At 71.8% G+C, this 16,807-nt stretch carries 16 protein-coding genes; 10 read left to right on the top strand and 6 right to left on the bottom strand.

The annotated features are described in order from the left end of the window. Positions 1-22: 22 nt before the first annotated feature. The gene (gene mdoH, locus V3T34_RS03775; protein WP_305078045.1) at positions 23-2,137 is read left to right on the top strand and encodes a glucans biosynthesis glucosyltransferase MdoH; all 2,115 of its coding nucleotides are present in this window, start codon (positions 23-25) and stop codon (positions 2,135-2,137) included. A 48-nt stretch (positions 2,138-2,185) separates the two neighbouring features. Here the strand turns inward: mdoH and V3T34_RS03770 are convergent, their stop codons facing one another. Together V3T34_RS03770 and V3T34_RS03765 are read right to left on the bottom strand one after the other, a co-directional pair. Continuing rightward, positions 2,186-2,683 (bottom strand): GNAT family N-acetyltransferase, encoded by a 498-nt coding sequence (locus V3T34_RS03770; protein ID WP_305078028.1) that lies wholly within the window; start codon positions 2,681-2,683, stop codon positions 2,186-2,188. 28 nt (positions 2,684-2,711) lie between these two features. Continuing rightward, positions 2,712-3,416 carry a class I SAM-dependent methyltransferase gene (locus V3T34_RS03765; protein ID WP_091889464.1) on the bottom strand — a complete coding sequence of 235 codons (705 nt, stop codon included), beginning with the start codon at positions 3,414-3,416 and terminating at the stop codon, positions 2,712-2,714. A gap of 130 nt (positions 3,417-3,546) precedes the next feature. Between V3T34_RS03765 and V3T34_RS03760 the strand changes: the two genes are divergently transcribed. From V3T34_RS03760 to V3T34_RS03745, 4 genes are all read left to right on the top strand, one after another. Beyond that, positions 3,547-4,197 carry a GntR family transcriptional regulator gene (locus V3T34_RS03760; RefSeq protein ID WP_091889462.1) on the top strand — a complete coding sequence of 217 codons (651 nt, stop codon included), beginning with the start codon at positions 3,547-3,549 and terminating at the stop codon, positions 4,195-4,197. A gap of 103 nt (positions 4,198-4,300) precedes the next feature. Next, positions 4,301-4,858, top strand: coding sequence for a biotin transporter BioY (locus V3T34_RS03755; RefSeq protein WP_305078026.1), 558 nt, complete (start codon positions 4,301-4,303; stop codon positions 4,856-4,858). After that, positions 4,855-5,850: a biotin synthase BioB gene (gene bioB / locus V3T34_RS03750; protein WP_305078025.1), complete on the top strand. Its 996-nt coding sequence runs from the start codon at positions 4,855-4,857 to the stop codon at positions 5,848-5,850. Before V3T34_RS03755 ends, bioB begins: the two co-directional genes overlap by 4 nt. Positions 5,851-5,992: 142 nt before the next feature. Next, positions 5,993-6,130, top strand: coding sequence for a hypothetical protein (locus V3T34_RS03745; RefSeq protein WP_167543904.1), 138 nt, complete (start codon positions 5,993-5,995; stop codon positions 6,128-6,130). On the opposite strand, the gene V3T34_RS03740 is transcribed toward V3T34_RS03745, so the two are convergent. The 4 genes from V3T34_RS03740 to V3T34_RS03725 all read right to left on the bottom strand — a co-directional run bounded on the left by V3T34_RS03740 (position 6,103) and on the right by V3T34_RS03725 (position 9,837). Continuing rightward, positions 6,103-7,323, bottom strand: coding sequence for a DUF2336 domain-containing protein (locus V3T34_RS03740; RefSeq protein ID WP_305078024.1), 1,221 nt, complete (start codon positions 7,321-7,323; stop codon positions 6,103-6,105). The genes V3T34_RS03745 and V3T34_RS03740 overlap by 28 nt on opposite strands. A 41-nt stretch (positions 7,324-7,364) precedes the next feature. Then, complete coding sequence (locus V3T34_RS03735; RefSeq protein WP_331369100.1) at positions 7,365-8,303, bottom strand: transglycosylase SLT domain-containing protein; 939 nt, start codon at positions 8,301-8,303, stop codon at positions 7,365-7,367. Between the two features lie 269 nt (positions 8,304-8,572). Continuing rightward, positions 8,573-9,199 carry a flavin reductase family protein gene (locus tag V3T34_RS03730; protein ID WP_060846470.1) on the bottom strand — a complete coding sequence of 209 codons (627 nt, stop codon included), beginning with the start codon at positions 9,197-9,199 and terminating at the stop codon, positions 8,573-8,575. A 74-nt stretch (positions 9,200-9,273) separates the two neighbouring features. Beyond that, complete coding sequence (locus V3T34_RS03725; RefSeq protein ID WP_305078022.1) at positions 9,274-9,837, bottom strand: nitroreductase family protein; 564 nt, start codon at positions 9,835-9,837, stop codon at positions 9,274-9,276. 165 nt (positions 9,838-10,002) lie between these two features. Here V3T34_RS03725 and V3T34_RS03720 point away from each other — a divergent pair, with 165 nt between their 5' ends. The 5 genes from V3T34_RS03720 to V3T34_RS03700 all read left to right on the top strand — a co-directional run bounded on the left by V3T34_RS03720 (position 10,003) and on the right by V3T34_RS03700 (position 16,248). Further along, on the top strand, positions 10,003-12,426 hold the full coding sequence (locus V3T34_RS03720) for a glycosyltransferase family protein (protein WP_305078021.1): 2,424 nt from the start codon (positions 10,003-10,005) through the stop codon (positions 12,424-12,426). Then, positions 12,398-13,345 carry a hypothetical protein gene (locus tag V3T34_RS03715; RefSeq protein ID WP_305078020.1) on the top strand — a complete coding sequence of 316 codons (948 nt, stop codon included), beginning with the start codon at positions 12,398-12,400 and terminating at the stop codon, positions 13,343-13,345. Before V3T34_RS03720 ends, V3T34_RS03715 begins: the two co-directional genes overlap by 29 nt. A 208-nt stretch (positions 13,346-13,553) precedes the next feature. After that, the gene (locus V3T34_RS03710) at positions 13,554-14,102 is read left to right on the top strand and encodes a TadE/TadG family type IV pilus assembly protein (RefSeq protein ID WP_305078019.1); all 549 of its coding nucleotides are present in this window, start codon (positions 13,554-13,556) and stop codon (positions 14,100-14,102) included. Then, a complete protein-coding gene (locus V3T34_RS03705; protein ID WP_305078018.1) occupies positions 14,102-14,818 on the top strand; it encodes a TadE/TadG family type IV pilus assembly protein in 717 nt (238 codons plus the stop codon). The genes V3T34_RS03710 and V3T34_RS03705 overlap by 1 nt, the downstream gene beginning before the upstream one ends. After that, complete coding sequence (locus V3T34_RS03700; protein WP_305078017.1) at positions 14,812-16,248, top strand: pilus assembly protein TadG-related protein; 1,437 nt, start codon at positions 14,812-14,814, stop codon at positions 16,246-16,248. Before V3T34_RS03705 ends, V3T34_RS03700 begins: the two co-directional genes overlap by 7 nt. Positions 16,249-16,807 lie beyond the last annotated feature (559 nt).

The raw sequence follows: 16,807 nt of genomic DNA, 5'->3' as shown, positions 1-16,807 counted from the left end.
CCTCGACGCGCCGTCGCGCGCCATGCCGAATCCCGCCCCGGTCGCCCCCGCGGTCCCGCCGGAATCGCCCCTCGCCATGCCGGTGCAGGACCTGACCCGGTGGTCGGAGGCGGACGCCCACCCGGTGCCCGGCCGCCGGTCGCCCTGGGGCGCCCGCGCCTTCGTGTTCGGCGGCGGCGCCCTGCTCACCGCCTACGGCGCGGTGCAGATGTACGAGGTCGTGTCGGTCGCCGGCTCGACGACCTGGCTGCAGTGGCTGCTGCTCGCGCTGTTCGCGCTCAACTTCTCGTGGATCGCGCTCGCCTTCACCTCGGGCCTGCTCGGCTTCCTGGCGCTCCTGCGCCGGCGCCGGCCGGAGGTCCAGGCAGGCCCGCTGACCACCCGCACCGCCGTGGTGATGCCGGTCTACAACGAGGCCACCGCCCGCACCTTCGCGGCGGTGGAGGCGATCCGCGACTCGATCGAGGCGACCGGCGAGGGCGCGGCCTTCGACTACTGGATCCTGTCGGATTCGACCCAGGCCGACGCCTGGATCGCCGAGGAGCGGGCCTACCTCGCGTTGCGCGCCCGCCTCGGCGAGGGCACGCGCCTCTACTACCGCCACCGCCAGAAGAACCACCACCGCAAGGCCGGCAACATCGCCGACTTCGTGACCCGCTGGGGCGGGCACTACGACCACATGCTGGTCCTCGACGCCGACAGCCTGATGAGCGGCGACTGCGTGCTGACGCTCGCCCGCGCCATGGAGGCGGATCCGGATTCCGGCATCATCCAGTCGCTGCCGCTCATCATCAACCGCAACACCCTGTTCGCCCGGGTGCAGCAATTCGCGGCGCGCATCTACGGGCCCGTCATCGCCACCGGCCTGGCGCTCTGGTCGGGCCGCGACGGCAACTACTGGGGCCACAACGCGATCATCCGCACGCGGGCCTTCGCCGACCATTGCGGCCTGCCCGACCTCTCCGGCAAGCCGCCCTTCGGCGGCCACGTGCTGAGCCACGACTTCGTCGAGGCGGCCCTGATCCGGCGCGCCGGCTGGAGCGTCTACATGCTCCCCGAGCTCCAGGGCTCCTACGAGGAGAGCCCGCCCTCGCTGATCGACGTCGCGATCCGCGACCGGCGCTGGGCGCAAGGGAACCTGCAGCACAGCCGGATCATCGGCACCGCGGGCCTCAAGCTCGCGTCGCGCCAGCACTTCGCCACCGGCATCGCCGGCTACCTCGCCTCGCCGCTCTGGGCGGCGCAGCTCGTGGTCGGCATCGCGCTCGCCCTCCAGACCGCCTACATCCGCCCCGAATACTTCTCGACCGAGTTCCGCCTCTACCCGGTCTGGCCGCGCTTCGACCCCGTCCGCGCGCTCCAGCTCTTCGGGATCACCATGGCGATCCTGCTCGCGCCGAAGCTGTTCGGGCTGATCCTCGGCCTCCTCGACCGCGAGGTGCGCCGCGCGAGCGGCGGGGGGGTGCGCCTCGTGCTCTCGGCGCTGATCGAGACCCTGCTGTCGGCGCTGATCGCCCCGATCGCGATGCTGGTCCAGTCCGGCTCGGTGATCCAGATCCTGCTCCGGCGCGATGCCGGCTGGAACCCGCAGCGGCGCGACGACGGCTCGATCCCGCTCGCCGACATCGTGCGCCGGCACCGCTGGCACACCATCCTGGGGCTGGTCGCCGGCATCTCGGCTTTCGCCATCGCCACCTCGCTGTTCCTCTGGATGTCGCCGACGATCCTCGGCCTCGTTCTGGCGATCCCGATCTCCTGGGCGAGCGGGCAGCTCTTCCTCGGCCTGGCGCTCAAGCGCGCCGGCCTGCTGATGACGCCCGAGGAGCGCGAGCCCCCGGCGATCGCGACCGCCGCCAAGGCGATCGAGGCGCGCAACGCGGCGCTCGGCTACGACGACGCCGACGGCCTGCGGGCGCTCCATGCCGATCCGGACCTCCAGGCCGGCCACCTCGTCTTCCTGCCCCCGGCCGAGCGCCGGTCCCGCGGCGCACCGCAAGCGGACCACGTCATGGCCCAGGCCAAGGTGGTGGAGGCCGAGACGATCGACGAGGCGGCCGACTGGCTGAACGCCAAGGAGAAGATGGTGCTGCTGCACGACCGGGCGCTGCTCGACCGGCTGGCGCGGCTAGGCGGATGATCTTATCGCCACCCCGTCCGAGTCGGGACGGGGTGGCGCGGGGCGCGCTCAGAACCGGCACCGCATCAGCACGGCCGGGAACCGGACCGTGTCGCCCATCGGGATCTCCCGCCGCTCCAGCGCGTGGAAGCCGAGGGCGCGGTAGAACGGTTCGGCGTTGATGCTGGAATAGCACTCGAAGACGCAAAAGCCGCGGCCTCCGGCCTGGCTTCGGCACGCGGCGAATAGGCTGCGCCCGACGCCGCGCCCGGTCCGGGCCGGGTGCACGGCGAAGTGGCGGATATGGCCGAGGCCGGGCTCGACCTCGCCGGTCCCGGGCCGCTCCGGCGTCCAGCCTCCGACCCCGACGACCTCGCTCGAGACTTCCGCCAGATGGACACTGCCGGAGGCGAGCAGGGCCGGATTGGCGTAAACCATCAGCGGCAGCGCCCGGGCCAGCATCGCGGCATCGTAGGAGGCGTTCATCAGGACCGGGTCGCTCGCCGTCAGAACCGCCGTCACGGCATCGGATGACTGGGCGAGACAAACGGCCACCTTCTGCGACATCGGGATCGTCCTCGTCGGGGGTGACGGTTCATGCGGCCGCCTTCTCCCACTCCATCACCAGGAACCACGGCACGCGGGCGTAGCGCGCGACCTTCGCCGGGTCGCCGCCCTGCGGCATCGGCTCGCCGAAGTGCCGCAGGACCAGTCCCTGTCCGAGCAGAAGGCCCATGTACAGCGAGAGCGGCCGGTGCCAGTTGCGGACGCGGATGCCGTGCCACTCCGCCCATTCCGCCCGCTCCTCCGTGTAGCGGTCGATCCGGAAGCGCCGGTGCCCGTCGGGATCCTCGGCCCAACCGCCGGCGGTGGCGAAGCCGTTCAGGTTGGCGATCAGGAGCGTGCCGCCGGGGGCGAGCACCCGGGCCATCTCGGGAATCGCCGCACGGACATCCGGGATGTCGATCAGCGTCAGGTAGCTCACCACGAGGTCGAAGGCTCCGTCGGCGAAGGGCAAGGCCTCGGCGCGGCCCGGGACGTAGGTACCGGTGGGATCGCGGTCCCGCGCGCGGCGCAGCAGAGCGTCGGTCGGATCGATCCCGACGGTCGCGACCCCGAGGTCCTGCATCCGGCGGCAGAAGCGGCCCTCGCCGCAGCCGACGTCGAGGGCCCGGCGAAAGCCCCTCCCCGACAGCCGGGCGAGCATCGGCGCGTCGAGCACGCTGGCGCGGCCGAAATCGCCGGTCTCGCCCATATCGGCGATCCAGGCGGCGGCGGACTCGTCCCAGCCGTTGCTCATCGCGGGCCTTGCTGATTCCGTCGGGGAGAATCCCCCATGGCAGATTCCCCGAGGGCAGAGTTTCGCACGAGCGAACCGGGCCTGCCACCTCCCGGGTGACGCCCCGCCTCCGGTCGATTATCGATAATTCATGACGACAGCCAAAGACGAACCGATTGCCGTGCGCATCAGCCGGGCCCTGGCCGAGCGTATCATTGCGGGAACGCTGGCGGCGGGATCGCGCCTGCGCCAGGACGCGATCGCGGACGAGTTCGGCGCCAGTCACGTCCCGGTGCGGGAGGCCTTCCGCCGCCTCGAAGCCCAGGGGCTGGTGGTGAGCGAGCCGCGCCGCGGCGTTCGCGTTGCCGGCTTCAGCCCCGACGAGGTGCGCGAGGTCGCCGAGATGCGCGCCGCCCTCGAGGTGCTGGCCCTGCGCCATGCCGCCCCGCACCTCACCGCGGCGATCCTCGACCGGGCCGAGGCGGCGACCAGGGCCGGCGACCGTGCCGGCGGCGACGTGCAGGCCTGGGAGGAGGCGAACCGCAGCTTCCACCGCCTGATCCTCGCTCCCTGCGGCATGCCACGCTTGCTCAAGACCATCGACGACCTCCAGGCGGCGAGCGCCCGCTTCCTGTTCGCCGGCTGGCGCGCCGAGTGGGAGGCGCCGACCGACCGCGACCACAGGGCGATCCTGGTCGCCCTGCGGGCCGGCGACCTCGATGCCGCGGCGGCGGTCCTCGCCCGTCACGTCCAGTGGGTCGGGCACCGTCCCGGCCCCACAGCCGCCCGCCAAGCCGGCTGATCGAAAATTATCTATTATCTATCGTCATTATTGCATTTGATGCGCCACTGTGGATCTCTGCCGTCGTCGAGTCGATTTAATTATCTATAAAAAGGAGATCCCGATGACCGCCCTCGTCGTCGGCGCCGCGCCCCTGCGCGCCGCCCGCAGCCTCGCCGTCGTCGTCGCCGGCGTGCTGCTCGTCACGCTCGCCGCCAAGGTGCAGATCCCGTTCTGGCCGGTGCCGATGACGCTGCACACCCTCGCCATCATGGCGCTGGCCGTGGGCCTCGGACCACGCTTTGCCGTCGCGACGATGCTCGGCTACCTCGCGGCGGGCGCCGCCGGCCTGCCGGTCTTCTCCGGCACGCCGGAGCGCGGCATCGGGCTCGCCTACATGGCGGGACCGACCGGCGGCTACCTCGCGGGCTACCTTCTCGCCGCCGGGCTGACCGGGGCCCTCGCCGCCGGCCGCGGCCTCCTCGGCCGGGTCGCCGCGATGCTGGCTGGCCTCGCAGTGATTTACGCCCTCGGCCTCGCCTGGCTGGCGCTGTTCGTGCCGGCCGACCGGGTCGTCGCCCTCGGCCTCCTGCCCTTCCTCCTCGGGGATCTCGTCAAGATCGGCCTCGTCGCCGCCGGGTCCTCGGTCCTGCCGGGCCTGCGCCGGGTCCTCGCCCGATGAGCGCGGCGATCGGCAGTCCCGAGGACGGAGCGATCCGGCACGACTGGCGCACCGACGAGATCGTGGCGCTGCACGACCTGCCGCTCCTGGAGCTGGTCGGTCGCGCCAACGCGGTCCACCGCCGCCACAACGATCCGAACCGGATCCAGCGGGCGAGCCTCTTGTCGGTGAAGACCGGCGGCTGCCCGGAGGATTGCGCCTATTGCCCGCAATCGGCGCATCACCGCGAGGTCGACCTGACCCGCGACCGGCTGATGGACCCGGCCGTCGTGCTGGCCGAAGCCGCCCGCGCCAAGGCGGCGGGGGCCGACCGGTTCTGCATGGGGGCGGCCTGGCGCCAGGTGCGCGACGGCGCCGAGTTCGACGCGGTGGTGGCGATGGTCGAGGGGGTGCGGGCGCTCGGGATGGAGGCCTGCGTCACCCTCGGCATGCTCAAGGCCCACCAGGCCGCGCGACTGGCCGAGGCCGGACTCACCGCCTACAACCACAACCTCGATACCGGCCCGGATTACTACGACCGGATCGTCACCACCCGGACCTACCAGGACCGGCTCGATACGCTCGCGACGGTGCGGGAGGCCGGCATCGGCCTGTGCTGCGGCGGCATCGTCGGCATGGGCGAGGCGGTGGCGGACCGGGCCGGATTGCTGCGGGTGCTCGCCGGGATGGCGCCCCATCCGGAAAGCGTGCCGATCAACGCCCTGGTCCCGGTGGAGGGAACGCCGCTCGCCGCGCGCCCGCGCATCGATCCCCTCGATCTCGTGCGCATGGTGGCGACGTCGCGCCTCGTCCTGCCGGGCTCGATCGTCCGGCTGTCGGCGGGCCGCTCGCAGCTGGGGCGGGAGGCGCAGATCCTGTGCTTCCTCGCCGGCGCGAACTCGGTCTTCGCCGGCGACACCCTGCTGACCACTCCGAACGCCGAGCCGGACGAGGATGCGCTCCTGTTCGCCGCCCTGGCGCCCCGGAGCGGGGCCGCGGCGGTGCCGGCCTGACGGAGCGAACGTCCGACGGCGGCGCACGTGGAGCGCCGCCGGTTTCATCCGTCCCTCGACACGACGATGTTTGCCGCGCCCGGCTTGCGACCCGGGCGTTGTGCGGCGTAATCTTGGCGCGATCTTGATTCGCGAGGCTTCGATGAGCGTCACCGCCCATTTCATCCCGCCGATCCATCCCGACACCGTGACGATGTCGATCGCCGGCTACCTCGCCGCCGCCGTGCTCTGCGCCGACCGCCGGGCAGTCGCTCAGGCGGCCAGCCGCGGCCGGTCCTGACGGTAGCTCTCCATCAGCCCTGCGGGGATCGTTTCCAGCACCGCATCGACCGCGGCCTCGCTCGCCAGCGCCCGGGCGAGGTCGCGCGCCTCTTCCCGGGCCGCTTCGGCATCGAAGCGGTTGAGCAGGGCGACGATGGCGTGCGCCTCCGCGAAGGGCAGGCGCTCGCAGGCCGTGACCGCCCGCTCGATCATCCGCCGCGACAGGCCGGCGGCTCCGCTCTCGCGCAGGCCGGTCGCCTCCTCGTGCCAGGCCGACATCGCCGCCGCGAAGGCGGGCTCGAGGGCGGCCGGCAGGCCGGCCCGGCGGTAGAGCGCCGCCATCCCGCTGCCGCGGGGATCGTGCAGCAGCCCGGCGACCCGGCCCGCAGTGAGACCCGAGAGGTCGGTCAGCGCCGCCTCGGTGAAGGCCATCCGGCCCGACAGCATCGCCCGCAGGATCAGGCCCGGGGTGAGCTGGCCGGCCTGGCGCAGGTAGGTGACGAGCCGCGCGAGGTCGGCGCGGTCCGAGCCCTCGGCGAGGCCGAGCGTCGTGCGCTCCCGCGCCTCCCGGGTGACCCGCTCGCTGCGCTCGGGCGAGAGCCAGCCGCACCCGGTGACGAAGGCCGAGAGCGCGCTCGCGAGGCGGGCGGTCACCGCCTGGCGCACGTCGACCGGCAGGTCGGACCGGGCGAGCAGCGCCTCGCGCAACGCCGCGTCGTCGCCGTGGCGCTCGACGATCCGCATCAGGCTGTTGCGGGTGATCTGCGCGCCCGGATTGGCGGCGAGCGCCCGCAGGGCCCTGGTGCCGGCGATCTCGGCGAGTGCCCCGCACAGCATCGGCGACAGGGTGGGCCGGTTCGCGATGGCGATCCGGCCGGCCTCGTCGCCGACGGCGGCGCAGTCGACGAGGTCGGCGTCGGACAGGACCGGCGAGCGGGCGAGCACGAGGCCGGCGATCTCGGCCTGGTCCTGGGCGAGCGCGACCACCAGGGTGCGGGGCGCCTCGGCGGCGTTGGCGCAGGCCTCGGCGAGCGCCCGGCGCACCAGCGGCGAGGGGTCGTCGAGGAGCGCCGTGATCGCGGTCTTGGCCTCCCAGCGGGCGGCGGCGTCGAGGTTGGCGTAGAGGTAGGCGCGGGCGAGCGACGAGGCCGCCTCGGCCCGCCGGCCGGCGGATTCGTGCTGCGTCCAGAGCAGGAACTGGCGGATGATCATCGGCGCGGCTCCGTGGCGACGGCCAGGACTGGGACGGGGGGTCAGGATTCGAGCGACGTCGGACCGAGGGCGGCGGACCGTCCGCGCCCACCGTATTCCGGCGGTCGCGGCGGCGGCAGCGGCACGCCGTCGGCGGCGTCCGGCGTCGCGGGTGCGGTGGCCGGCAGGGTGACCGAGACCGAGGCCGCGGCGACCAGCGGCCGCTCGGAGGAGCGCGGGAAGTAGCTCGGCGCGGCGTTGCCCCCGCCCCCGCTTCCCCGGTTGCCCCACAGCCGCGCGACGCTGTCGGAGACCGGGCCGCGGCGGGCATCGGTCTGGAACAGGGTGCCGATGCCGCTGCCGGCCTCCGGGGCGTAGGCGGTCGGCGCGTTGGCCTGGGCGACCAGCGTCGAGGCCGGCGCCGGGCTGCCGGGGCTGGTGCCCAGCACGGCGTAGAGCTCGGAGGCGCTGCGGGCCCGGCCGGCACGGTCGTAGAACAGCCCGCGGTTGCCCGACGCCGCGTCGGGCAGGTCGGCGGCGGCCGAGCGACCGGGGGCGGTCTCGGCGTTGCGGATCAGGGTCAGCGCGCCGCGCACCCCGAGCAGGTGGGCGGCGTAGAGATCGGCCTTGTTCGGCTCGCGTCCGAGCGCCGCCGAGAGCGCGTCGGCGTTGCGGCGGGTGAGCGCGCCGGCCATCGCGGAGGCGACCTCCGGGTCCCGGCGCAGGTCGAGGATCGCCTGCCGGGCGGCCGGGTCGCTCACGGTGTAGCCGCCCGAGCCCCGGGCCGTGATGGCGTCGGCGTACGAGCCGAGCCCGAGGGACGGGCCGTCCTGCTTCATCACCCCGAGCCAGGTCTGCTCGATGAACTGGAACAGGCCCGTGGCCGAGGACGAGCCGGCCTTGGCGCTCGGGTTCAGGCTCGATTCGCGCTGCGCCGTCGACAGGAGGTAGTCGAAGGCCGCTCCGGTCTTCTCGGCACCCTGGCGGATCGCGTCGATCACCGGGTTGCCCGTCCCGGTGCGGCCGGCCCCCGAGGCTCCGGGCCCGGTCGAACCCTGCGAAGGCGTGCTGCTGAACAGGAACATGGCGGCCCGCTGGAGCGGCACCGCGACGCGCGGGCCGGCTCTCTCATGGGCCGCATGATGCTGGCGTTATGGTAAAGAAAGGTTGAAGCGGGCGCCTCGGCGTCAGTCCCGCACAAACCGTGCCCGAATCCGGCACGTTGCACGGTCGGCGGTGGCCCCGCGCCGGGCGGCACGGGGCCCCGGCCTCACCGCCGCGGCACGTCGCCCCCGCCGGCCGGGCGGCGCATCTCGAAGCGGTTCTCGGACTCGACCGTGAAGTAGTCGAAGTAGCCGCCGCGCATGATCGGGCGCATCGCCCCGGTATCGACCCGGCCCTCCGGGGTGACGAAGCGGTCGTCGATGTACATCGACACCACCTGGCCGATCACCATGAAGTAGGCCGCCTCGCCGCCATCGGCCGGCACCAGCGGGATGGTCTGGAGCCACTTGCATTCGAGGGCGGCGGGCGCGTCCGCGACCCGCGGCGGGCGGACCTTGCGCGAGGGGGCGGTGGCGAGGTGGGCGAAGTCGAACTCGCTCTCGCCCCGCGGCAGCGGCGCCGAGGACTGGTTCATCCCCTCGCGGGTGTCGAATGTGGCGAGGCTGCACACGAACTCGCCGCCCTCCTCCGCGAAGGTGAGCGCGTCCTTGCGGCCGAAGGACGAGAACATCACCATCTCGGGGTTGTCCCCGATGCCGTTGAAGAACGAGTAGGGCGAGAGGTTCAGCGCCCCGGAGGCGCCGATCGCGCTGACCCAGCCGATCGGGCGGGGCGCGACCAGCGCCTTGAACGGGTTGTGCGGCAGGGTGCGGGTCTCGGCGTCGTAATGCATCGGCGGCCTCTCTCGGCGGCGGCCCGTCGCTCGCGGGCTCGCCGCCGCCAGTTAGAGCATCCCGGGGCCCGGCGTCAGTACCGGGTGACGATCTCGGCGAGCGCCGGGCGCGGCCGGTCGGGGGGCACCTGCTCGGCCCGGCCGACATGGACGAAGCCCGCCAGGCGCTCGGCCGGGTCGAGGCCGAGCGCGTCGAGGATGCGGCGGTCGTAGGCCATCCACTCGGTGAGCCAAGCCGTGCGGAACCCCAGGGCATTGGCCGCCACGGTCAGGTTCATCGCTACGGCCCCGGCCGAGAGCACCTGCTCCCAGTCCGGGATCTTGGCGTGCGGCCCGGCCCGCGACACGATCGCGACGACGAGCGGCGCGTGGGCGAGGCGCCTGGCCTCGAGGGCGAGGCGGGCCTCGTCGGCCTCGGGGTGGTCGGCCCGGTAGGTCTCGGCGATCACCCGGCCGATGCGCTCCCGGCCCTCGCCCTCGATCAGGACGAAGCGCCAGGGCGCGAGCTTGCCGTGATCCGGCACCCGGGAGGCGGCCGCCAGGATGGCGTCCAGCTCCTCCGGCGAGGGGCCGGGGCCGGCGAGCTGGATCGGCGGAACCGAGCGGCGGGTGTGGAGAAGGTCGAGGGTCGCGTTCATCTCGGCTTCAGTGGCTTGAGCTACATCGTGCGGGACGGTGGAGGAGCGGCTGCCATCCTGGCGCCCCGATGCCCCCTTTAAGCACCATTCCGCCCCGGTCGGCCACGGCCGGGCCGTGACGAGACGCCCCGGGGCCCTCCCGGTGTCGAGGATGCCGACTGCACCATGACGCGCTCAGCCCTCCCTTCCCCCCATCCGCTCCATGCCTGGACCGCGCGGGACTTCTGGCTGGCGCTCGCCGCCGTCATGCTGTTCTGGGCCGCGGCCGCCGCGGTCTGGCCGCTCACCGGCGCGGTGGTGCCGTGGGATTCCAAGAACCACTTCTACCCGATGCTGCGCTACCTCGGCGCGGCGCTGGCGAACGGCGAATTGCCGCTGTGGAACCCCTACCACTTCGCCGGCCACCCCTCGGTGGCGGATCCGCAATCGCTCCTCTTCACCCCGACCATGCTGTTCTTCGCGTGGCTCGACCCCTCGCCGTCGATGGAGCTGTTCGACGCGGTGGTGTTCGCCCACCTGATCCCCGGCGCGGTCGCGACGCTGCTGCTGTTTCGCCGCCGCGGCTGGCACCCGGTCGGCGCCGTGGCGGCCGCGATGGTGTTCGTGCTCGGCGGCTCGGCCTCGGCCCGGCTGCAGCATACCGGCATGATCATCTCGTACGGCTTCGTGCCGCTGGCCTGGTGGCTGCTGGAGGAGGCGCTGGCGCGCCGCTCCTACGTCTTCGGTCTCGCCTTCGCGGTGGTGGCCGCCGTGATGACGGTGGGGCGCGACCAGGTGGCGTTCCTGTGCGGCCTGAGCCTGATCGGCGTCGCCGTCCACGCGATCCTGACCGCGCCGGCGCCGCTGTCCTACCTGCGCGCCCGGATCGGGGTGCTCGCCGCGATGGGCGTGGTCGGGGGGGCGCTGCTCGCCGTGCCCTCGCTCCTCACCATGCAGTTACTGATGACCTCGACCCGGCCGTCCTTCGGCTACGGCGCGGCCATCATGGGCTCGCTGCCGCCCTCGAGCTTCGCCACCGCCCTCTTCGCCGACGTGTTCGGCTCGCTGCGCTGGACCTACGATTACTGGGGTCCCGACTGGCAGTCGATGGACGGCAATACCTGGACCGACCGGGCGGTGAACTACCTTTTCGCCGGCACCCTGCCGGCGGTGCTGATCCTCTGGCACGGCATCGCCGGCGGGCGCCTCGCCGCCCGGGAGGTCCGCTACCCGGTGATCGTGCTCGCCGCCGCGATCCTGTACGCGCTCGGGCGCTACACCCCGGTCTTCGCGCCGATCTTCGACCACTTCCCCGGTGTCGACCTCTACCGCCGGCCCGCCGATGCGACCTTCGTCGTCAATATCGGGCTCGCGCTCACCGCCGGCTACCTCGTCCACCGCTACGTCATGGAGGGCGCGCCCCGGCTGCGAACCGGCCTCCCCGCCTTCCGCGTCGCCCTGCCGGCCCTGGCGGTCGCGGGCCTCGGCGGCATCCTGTTCGTGTCCTACGCCTACGCGGCGAAGGCCCACCACCTGCCGGACGCGCTGCGCGATGGCCTGATCGGCACCGGCATCGCGCTCGCCGCCGTCGCGGCGATGCTGTGGGCCGGTCCGCGCCGGCGGACGCTCGCCGCCGCCGGCCTCGTCGCGCTGCTCGGCGCGGAACTCGTCTGGCGCAACGCCGGCAACTCGCTCAACGCCGAGCCGGCGGGGCGCTACGCGGTGTTCCAGCAACTGCCGCCCGAGCAGCTCCAGGGGCTGACGGCCCTCAAGGCCGAGCTCGACGCGCGCCACGCCAAGGGCGAGCACCCGCGGGTCGAGATCCTGGGCCTGGGCGGTGCCTGGCAGAACGCCTCGATGGTGCTCGGGCTCGAGGACACGATCGGCTACAACCCGCTGCGCCTCGCCGATTACGAGCGCGCCGTCGGCCCGGGCGAGAACGCCGCGGACCCGAACCTGCGCCAGTTCCCGGGCCTCTTTCGCGGCTACCGCTCGCGGCTCGCCAGCCTGCTCGGCCTCGAATATCTCGTCCTCGACCGGCCGGCCGAGCGGCTGCCCAAGCACTTCCCGCAGCTGACCGGCGCCAAGCTCCTCTACGGCTCGGGCCAGATGTGGATCTACCGCCTCGATCCGGCCAAGCCCCGTGCCTACCTGGCGACCCGCCTCGTCCCGGTCGATTCCGAGAGCGTCCTCGACCAGGACGAACTGCCCGAGTTCGAGGGCAGCGAGACCGCCCTCGTCGACCGCGACAGCGTGCCGAAGATCAAGGGCGAGTTCGGCCTCAACGACCCGGCGGCGCCGGTCGTCGCGGCCAAGGGCACGGCGACGATCCTGGCCTACCGCCGCAATGTCGTCACCGTGGAGGTCGAGACCGACCGCGACAGCGTGCTGGTGCTGCACGACATCTTCTATCCGGGCTGGCAGGCCCGGGTCGACGGTGCCCGCCGCCCGATCCTGCGCACCAACCTGCTCTTCCGCGGGGTCGAGGTGCCGGCGGGCAAGCACGTGGTCGAGTTCAGGTTCCGCCCGCTCTCGGTCGACAACCTGGTGGCGGCGGCGAGCGAATTGTTGGCGAGGGACGATGACGCGGGCGAGACGGCGGTTCGGTAAGGCCCTGGCGCTGGCCGTGCTCTGCGGCGGCCCCGCCGCGGCGCAGTCCCCGGGTCCTGCCCCCGCTCCTGCACCCGTCCCCACGCTGCCCCCCGGCGTGGCGCCGCGAGGCGTCGCGCCCCAGGGCGTGACGCAGGGGCCTCCCCCGGCTCCCGCGCCCGCCGAGGCCAGCCTGTCGCTGCGGGCCGTGCTGACGAGCGAGGCCAAGCCCCTGCGCGGCGGCCTGACCTGGCGGATCTACGAGGACCGGCCGGAGGGCGGAAAGCCCGTGGTGCTCGCCCGCTCCGAGGAGGCGCAGCCGACCTTCCGGCTGCCGCCCGGCAGCTACCTCGCCAACGTCACCTACGGCTTCGTCAGCACCTCGAAGCGCGTGACCCTGAACTCGGGCGCGGGCAGCGAGCAGCTCGTCGTCAATGCCGGGGCGCTGCGCCTGTCGGGCGCGGTCGGCGAGGCGCGGATCCAGCCCGGCCAGCTCGCCTTCTCGGTCTTCGTGCCGATCGGCAACAACCCGGAGGGGCGGCTCGTTCGCGACGGCGTCAAGGCCGGCGAGATCGTGCGCCTGCCCGAGGGCACCTACCACGTCGTCTCGACCTGGGGGGATTCGAACGCGATCCAGCGCGCCGACCTGAAGGTCGAGAACGGCCGGCTGACCGATGCGACCCTCAACCACCGCGCCGCCACCGTGACCCTGAAGCTCGTCGCCTCGCCGGGCACCGAGGCCTTCGCGGGCACCGCCTTCAGCGTGCTGACGCCGGGCGGCGACACGATCCGCGAGGCGATCGGCGCCTTCCCGCAGGTGACGCTCGCGGAGGGCGAGTACCAGCTCATCGCCCGCCACGACGGCAAGGTCTACACCCAGGACTTCAAGGTCGAGAGCGGCGTCGACCGCGACATCGAGGCGATCGCCAAGGATCCGTGAGCGCCGGAAAGCCCCGGCGACGCTCCTCGACGGGTGTTCTCGATCGGACCGCCCGCGCGGGCCGGGGACCGGTTGTCGGCGAATCGATCCACCAACCGTTAAGCCCATCGGCACCGCGGGCGGTGCCGCCCCGCAATGCGGCCGCGGAACCCCATGTTTAGAGGGGTCGGTTATCCGGCTTTTAACGGCCTGACCCTACGGTCGCGCCATGCGACATCCGCTGGGCCTCATCCGTGACGAGAAGGGATCGACTGCGGTCGAGTTCGCCCTGGTCGGCATGATGTTCATGGCCGTCATCCTGTTCACGATGGTCGTGGCGGAGATCCTGTACTTCGGGCAGAAGCTCGACTTCGCCACCGAGCAGGCGTCCCGTCAGGTCATCGTCGGCAAGGCGCAGCAGCAGGCGACGCCGCCCACCCTGGCGGACTTCACCCAGGCCCTGTGCGGCAAGCTCCCGGCCGCGATGTCCTGCAGCGACGTGATCGTCAACCTCTACGTCGTCCCGAAAGCGACGGCGCCGGGCTACTACGCCTACGTCAAGGCCGACCAGAGCGGCCTGGCGCTGCCGGCCCTGACGCCGGGAAGCGGCCAGTTCACCCTCGGCAGCCAGGGCGACTACCAGTACCTGCAGGTCATCTATCCGATCACGTTCCTGCCGTCGTTCATGACCGCCTGGCTCGATGCTTCGACGATGTACAACGGCAAGCCGGCCTACCTCGTCATCTCGACCGCCGCCTTCCGCGTCGAGAGCTACTGATGCGGTCCGTCCTCATGTCCCGCATCCGGCGCTTCCGAAGCGCCGAGGACGGCCTCGCCGCCGTCGAGATGGCGTTGATCATGCCGGTCATCCTGGTGATCATGCTCGGCGGCATCCAGGTCGTGTCGTACATCAACGCCGTGCGCAAGGTCGAACTGGTGGTCCGTTCGATCAGCCAGATGATCTCGCAGACCCAGCCGCCGAGCGGCTCGACCGTCGCGATGGTCAACGCGGGCGACCTGCATTTCAGCTACGATTCCGCGCTGGTGCTGTTCCCGTACCTGATGGCCGAGGGACGCCGCCGGGGCCAGGCGTGGTGGCAGGTCGTCACGATCAACTACGCCAGCATCAAGTTCACCCAGACGGCGACGACCTGCACGGATGGGAGCGACCTGTCGGCCTGCTACCGCGCCGACGTGGTCTGGACCAGCACGGGCACGACCCAGCCCGCGACCGGGGTCGCCTACCGGCCCTGCGGCACGCCCCAGATCGCGGCGTCGAACACCGCCCCTCCGAGCCGCACGGCCCTGCCGCGCTCCCTGTTCGGGCCCGCGGCGGCGGTGGTGATCGACGTGGCATTCACCTTCACGCCGACCTTCGGCGCCAACTACCTGCCTTCGCTGCGGATCGCGCGCACGGCCTACATCCAGCCGCGCTACGCGACGCTCGTCGATTTCGACACAACCAACAACGACGGAATCGCCTCGAAATGCTGACCTCCGCATCCCGGTTCGCCGCCGCGGCGGCATCGTTCCGCCGCTGCCGCAACGGCGGCATCAACATGCTGTTCGGGCTCAGCCTGATCCCGATGGTCGGCCTGATCGGGCTCGGGGTCGATTACGGCGTCGCGGTGACCAATCGCTCGCGGCTCGACCGGGCGGCCGACGCCGCCGCCCTCGCCGCGATCGTGACCGCCAAGACCTACATCGCCGCCAACTCGTCGCAGAGCGGCGTGCTCGAGTCCGCGAAGGCGGCGGGCCGGACCCAGGCGGTCAACAGCTTCAACGTCAACATCGGCAACGTGCCCCTCGGAAGCGCGAACCTGCAGACGCCGGACGTCCAGATCGCCGGCCAGACCATCACTGCCAAGATCACCTATACGGCAACGATCCAGAACAGCTTCTCGAAGCTCTTCCTGGTACCGACCACCACGGTGGGCAATACGGTGACCGCCTCGGTCGACCTGCCGAGCTACCTCGACTTCTACCTGATGGTCGACGTGTCGGGATCGATGGGCCTGCCCACGACGGCGAGCGGCATGACGCAGCTCGCCAAAGACAACGACGACATGTACAGCGACTACAAGCAGGGCTGCCAGTTCGCCTGCCACTTCCCCGGCTACAAGGGCTGGGGCCTGGCGGCGGGCAAGATCCAGCTGCGGTCTGACGCGGTGAACAACGCGGTCTGCGCGCTCCTGCAGAGGGCGGGCTTCCCGACCGTGCCGAACCAGTACCGGATCGGCATCTACCCGTTCATCAACCAGCTCGCGACCCTGGCCGGCATCACCGGCGACGTGAACTCGCTGAAGACGTCCGCCCAGTGCGCGAATTCCTGGCCGCTCGCCTTCACCAACCTCCTCGATACCGGGTCGACCCAGCTCAACAGTCCCAACGACCCGACCACCGGCGTCGGCGCGGGCGGCACCCATTTCGAGGTCGCCTTCCCGCAGATGAAGACGATCGTGACCCAGAACGGCTTCGGCGACGGATCGACGAGCACGAACCGCAAGCCGTTCGTGTTCCTCGTCACAGACGGGATGCAGAACGGGCAGCACTTCTTCGTCAAGCCGGGCACGCAATACGCCTATCCGGGCAATCCGTCGAAGTTCCCAGGCTGGGGCGATGCCTGGTGGGACGGCTCGCAGCCCTCACAGATCGACGCGAAGAACTGCGATGCCCTTAAGGCCGCCGGGGCGACGATCTCGGTCCTCTACATTCCGTACAACCAGATCTCGTTCACCGACAAGGGCGGCGGCATCGCCTGGGAGAACAAGCGGGTCAACGGTTTCAGCCCGACGCTCGGCACGGCGCTCCAGTCCTGCGCGTCGCCGGGCTACTTCAAGACCGCCAATTCTCCCGAAGACATCACCGCGGCCCTCAAGGCGATGTTCGACCAGGCGCTCAAGGTCGCCCGCCTGACCCAGTAGGCGAGGAGACCGGTCGCAGGCCCGAGAGGATCGACGCCGCCACCGCCCGGCGGCGGTGCTCCCCGCGCCTCCAAGTCGGCCGCGACGCCGCCGGGCGTCGGGTCGAGCACGAGGTCGGCGGCGATCCGGCCCTGCCACGCCGGTCCGACGGGTTCCCGTACGAGGTCGGCACGTACCATCCCCTGATGTGCTCGACCGACGGTCATGATCGGCGTCATCGTTGCTCACCAACACGCCGACGGGGATCGTCCTTTGAAGGCCGCGGGACGGCACTGACCTGCAGGGTGCGGACGGATCGCTCCTCGACCGACGACCTGCTTGCAATCAGGTATGCCGATCGTGAGGAACTGCCGATTCGCGCTCGCTACGCTGGTCGCGATCTCCCTGGCGACACAAGATTTTCAGGAAATGCAGAGATCTCGCGCCGACCCCGCATCGTCACTATTCCGGTGACCTAGGGCAACACCTTCGATCGAGACCCCGGCCGGCCGTATGAATAAAATCATCCGGTCTGGCACAGCGGTGGATCGAATGTCCCGGCCAGGCGCCGCGAGCTGAT

This window comes from Methylobacterium ajmalii, assembly GCF_036448855.1.
GTDB classification, from domain to species: domain Bacteria; phylum Pseudomonadota; class Alphaproteobacteria; order Rhizobiales; family Beijerinckiaceae; genus Methylobacterium; species Methylobacterium ajmalii.
The sequence above is the reverse complement of the archived record's forward strand: the minus strand, read 5'-3'. Positions and strand labels throughout refer to the sequence as shown.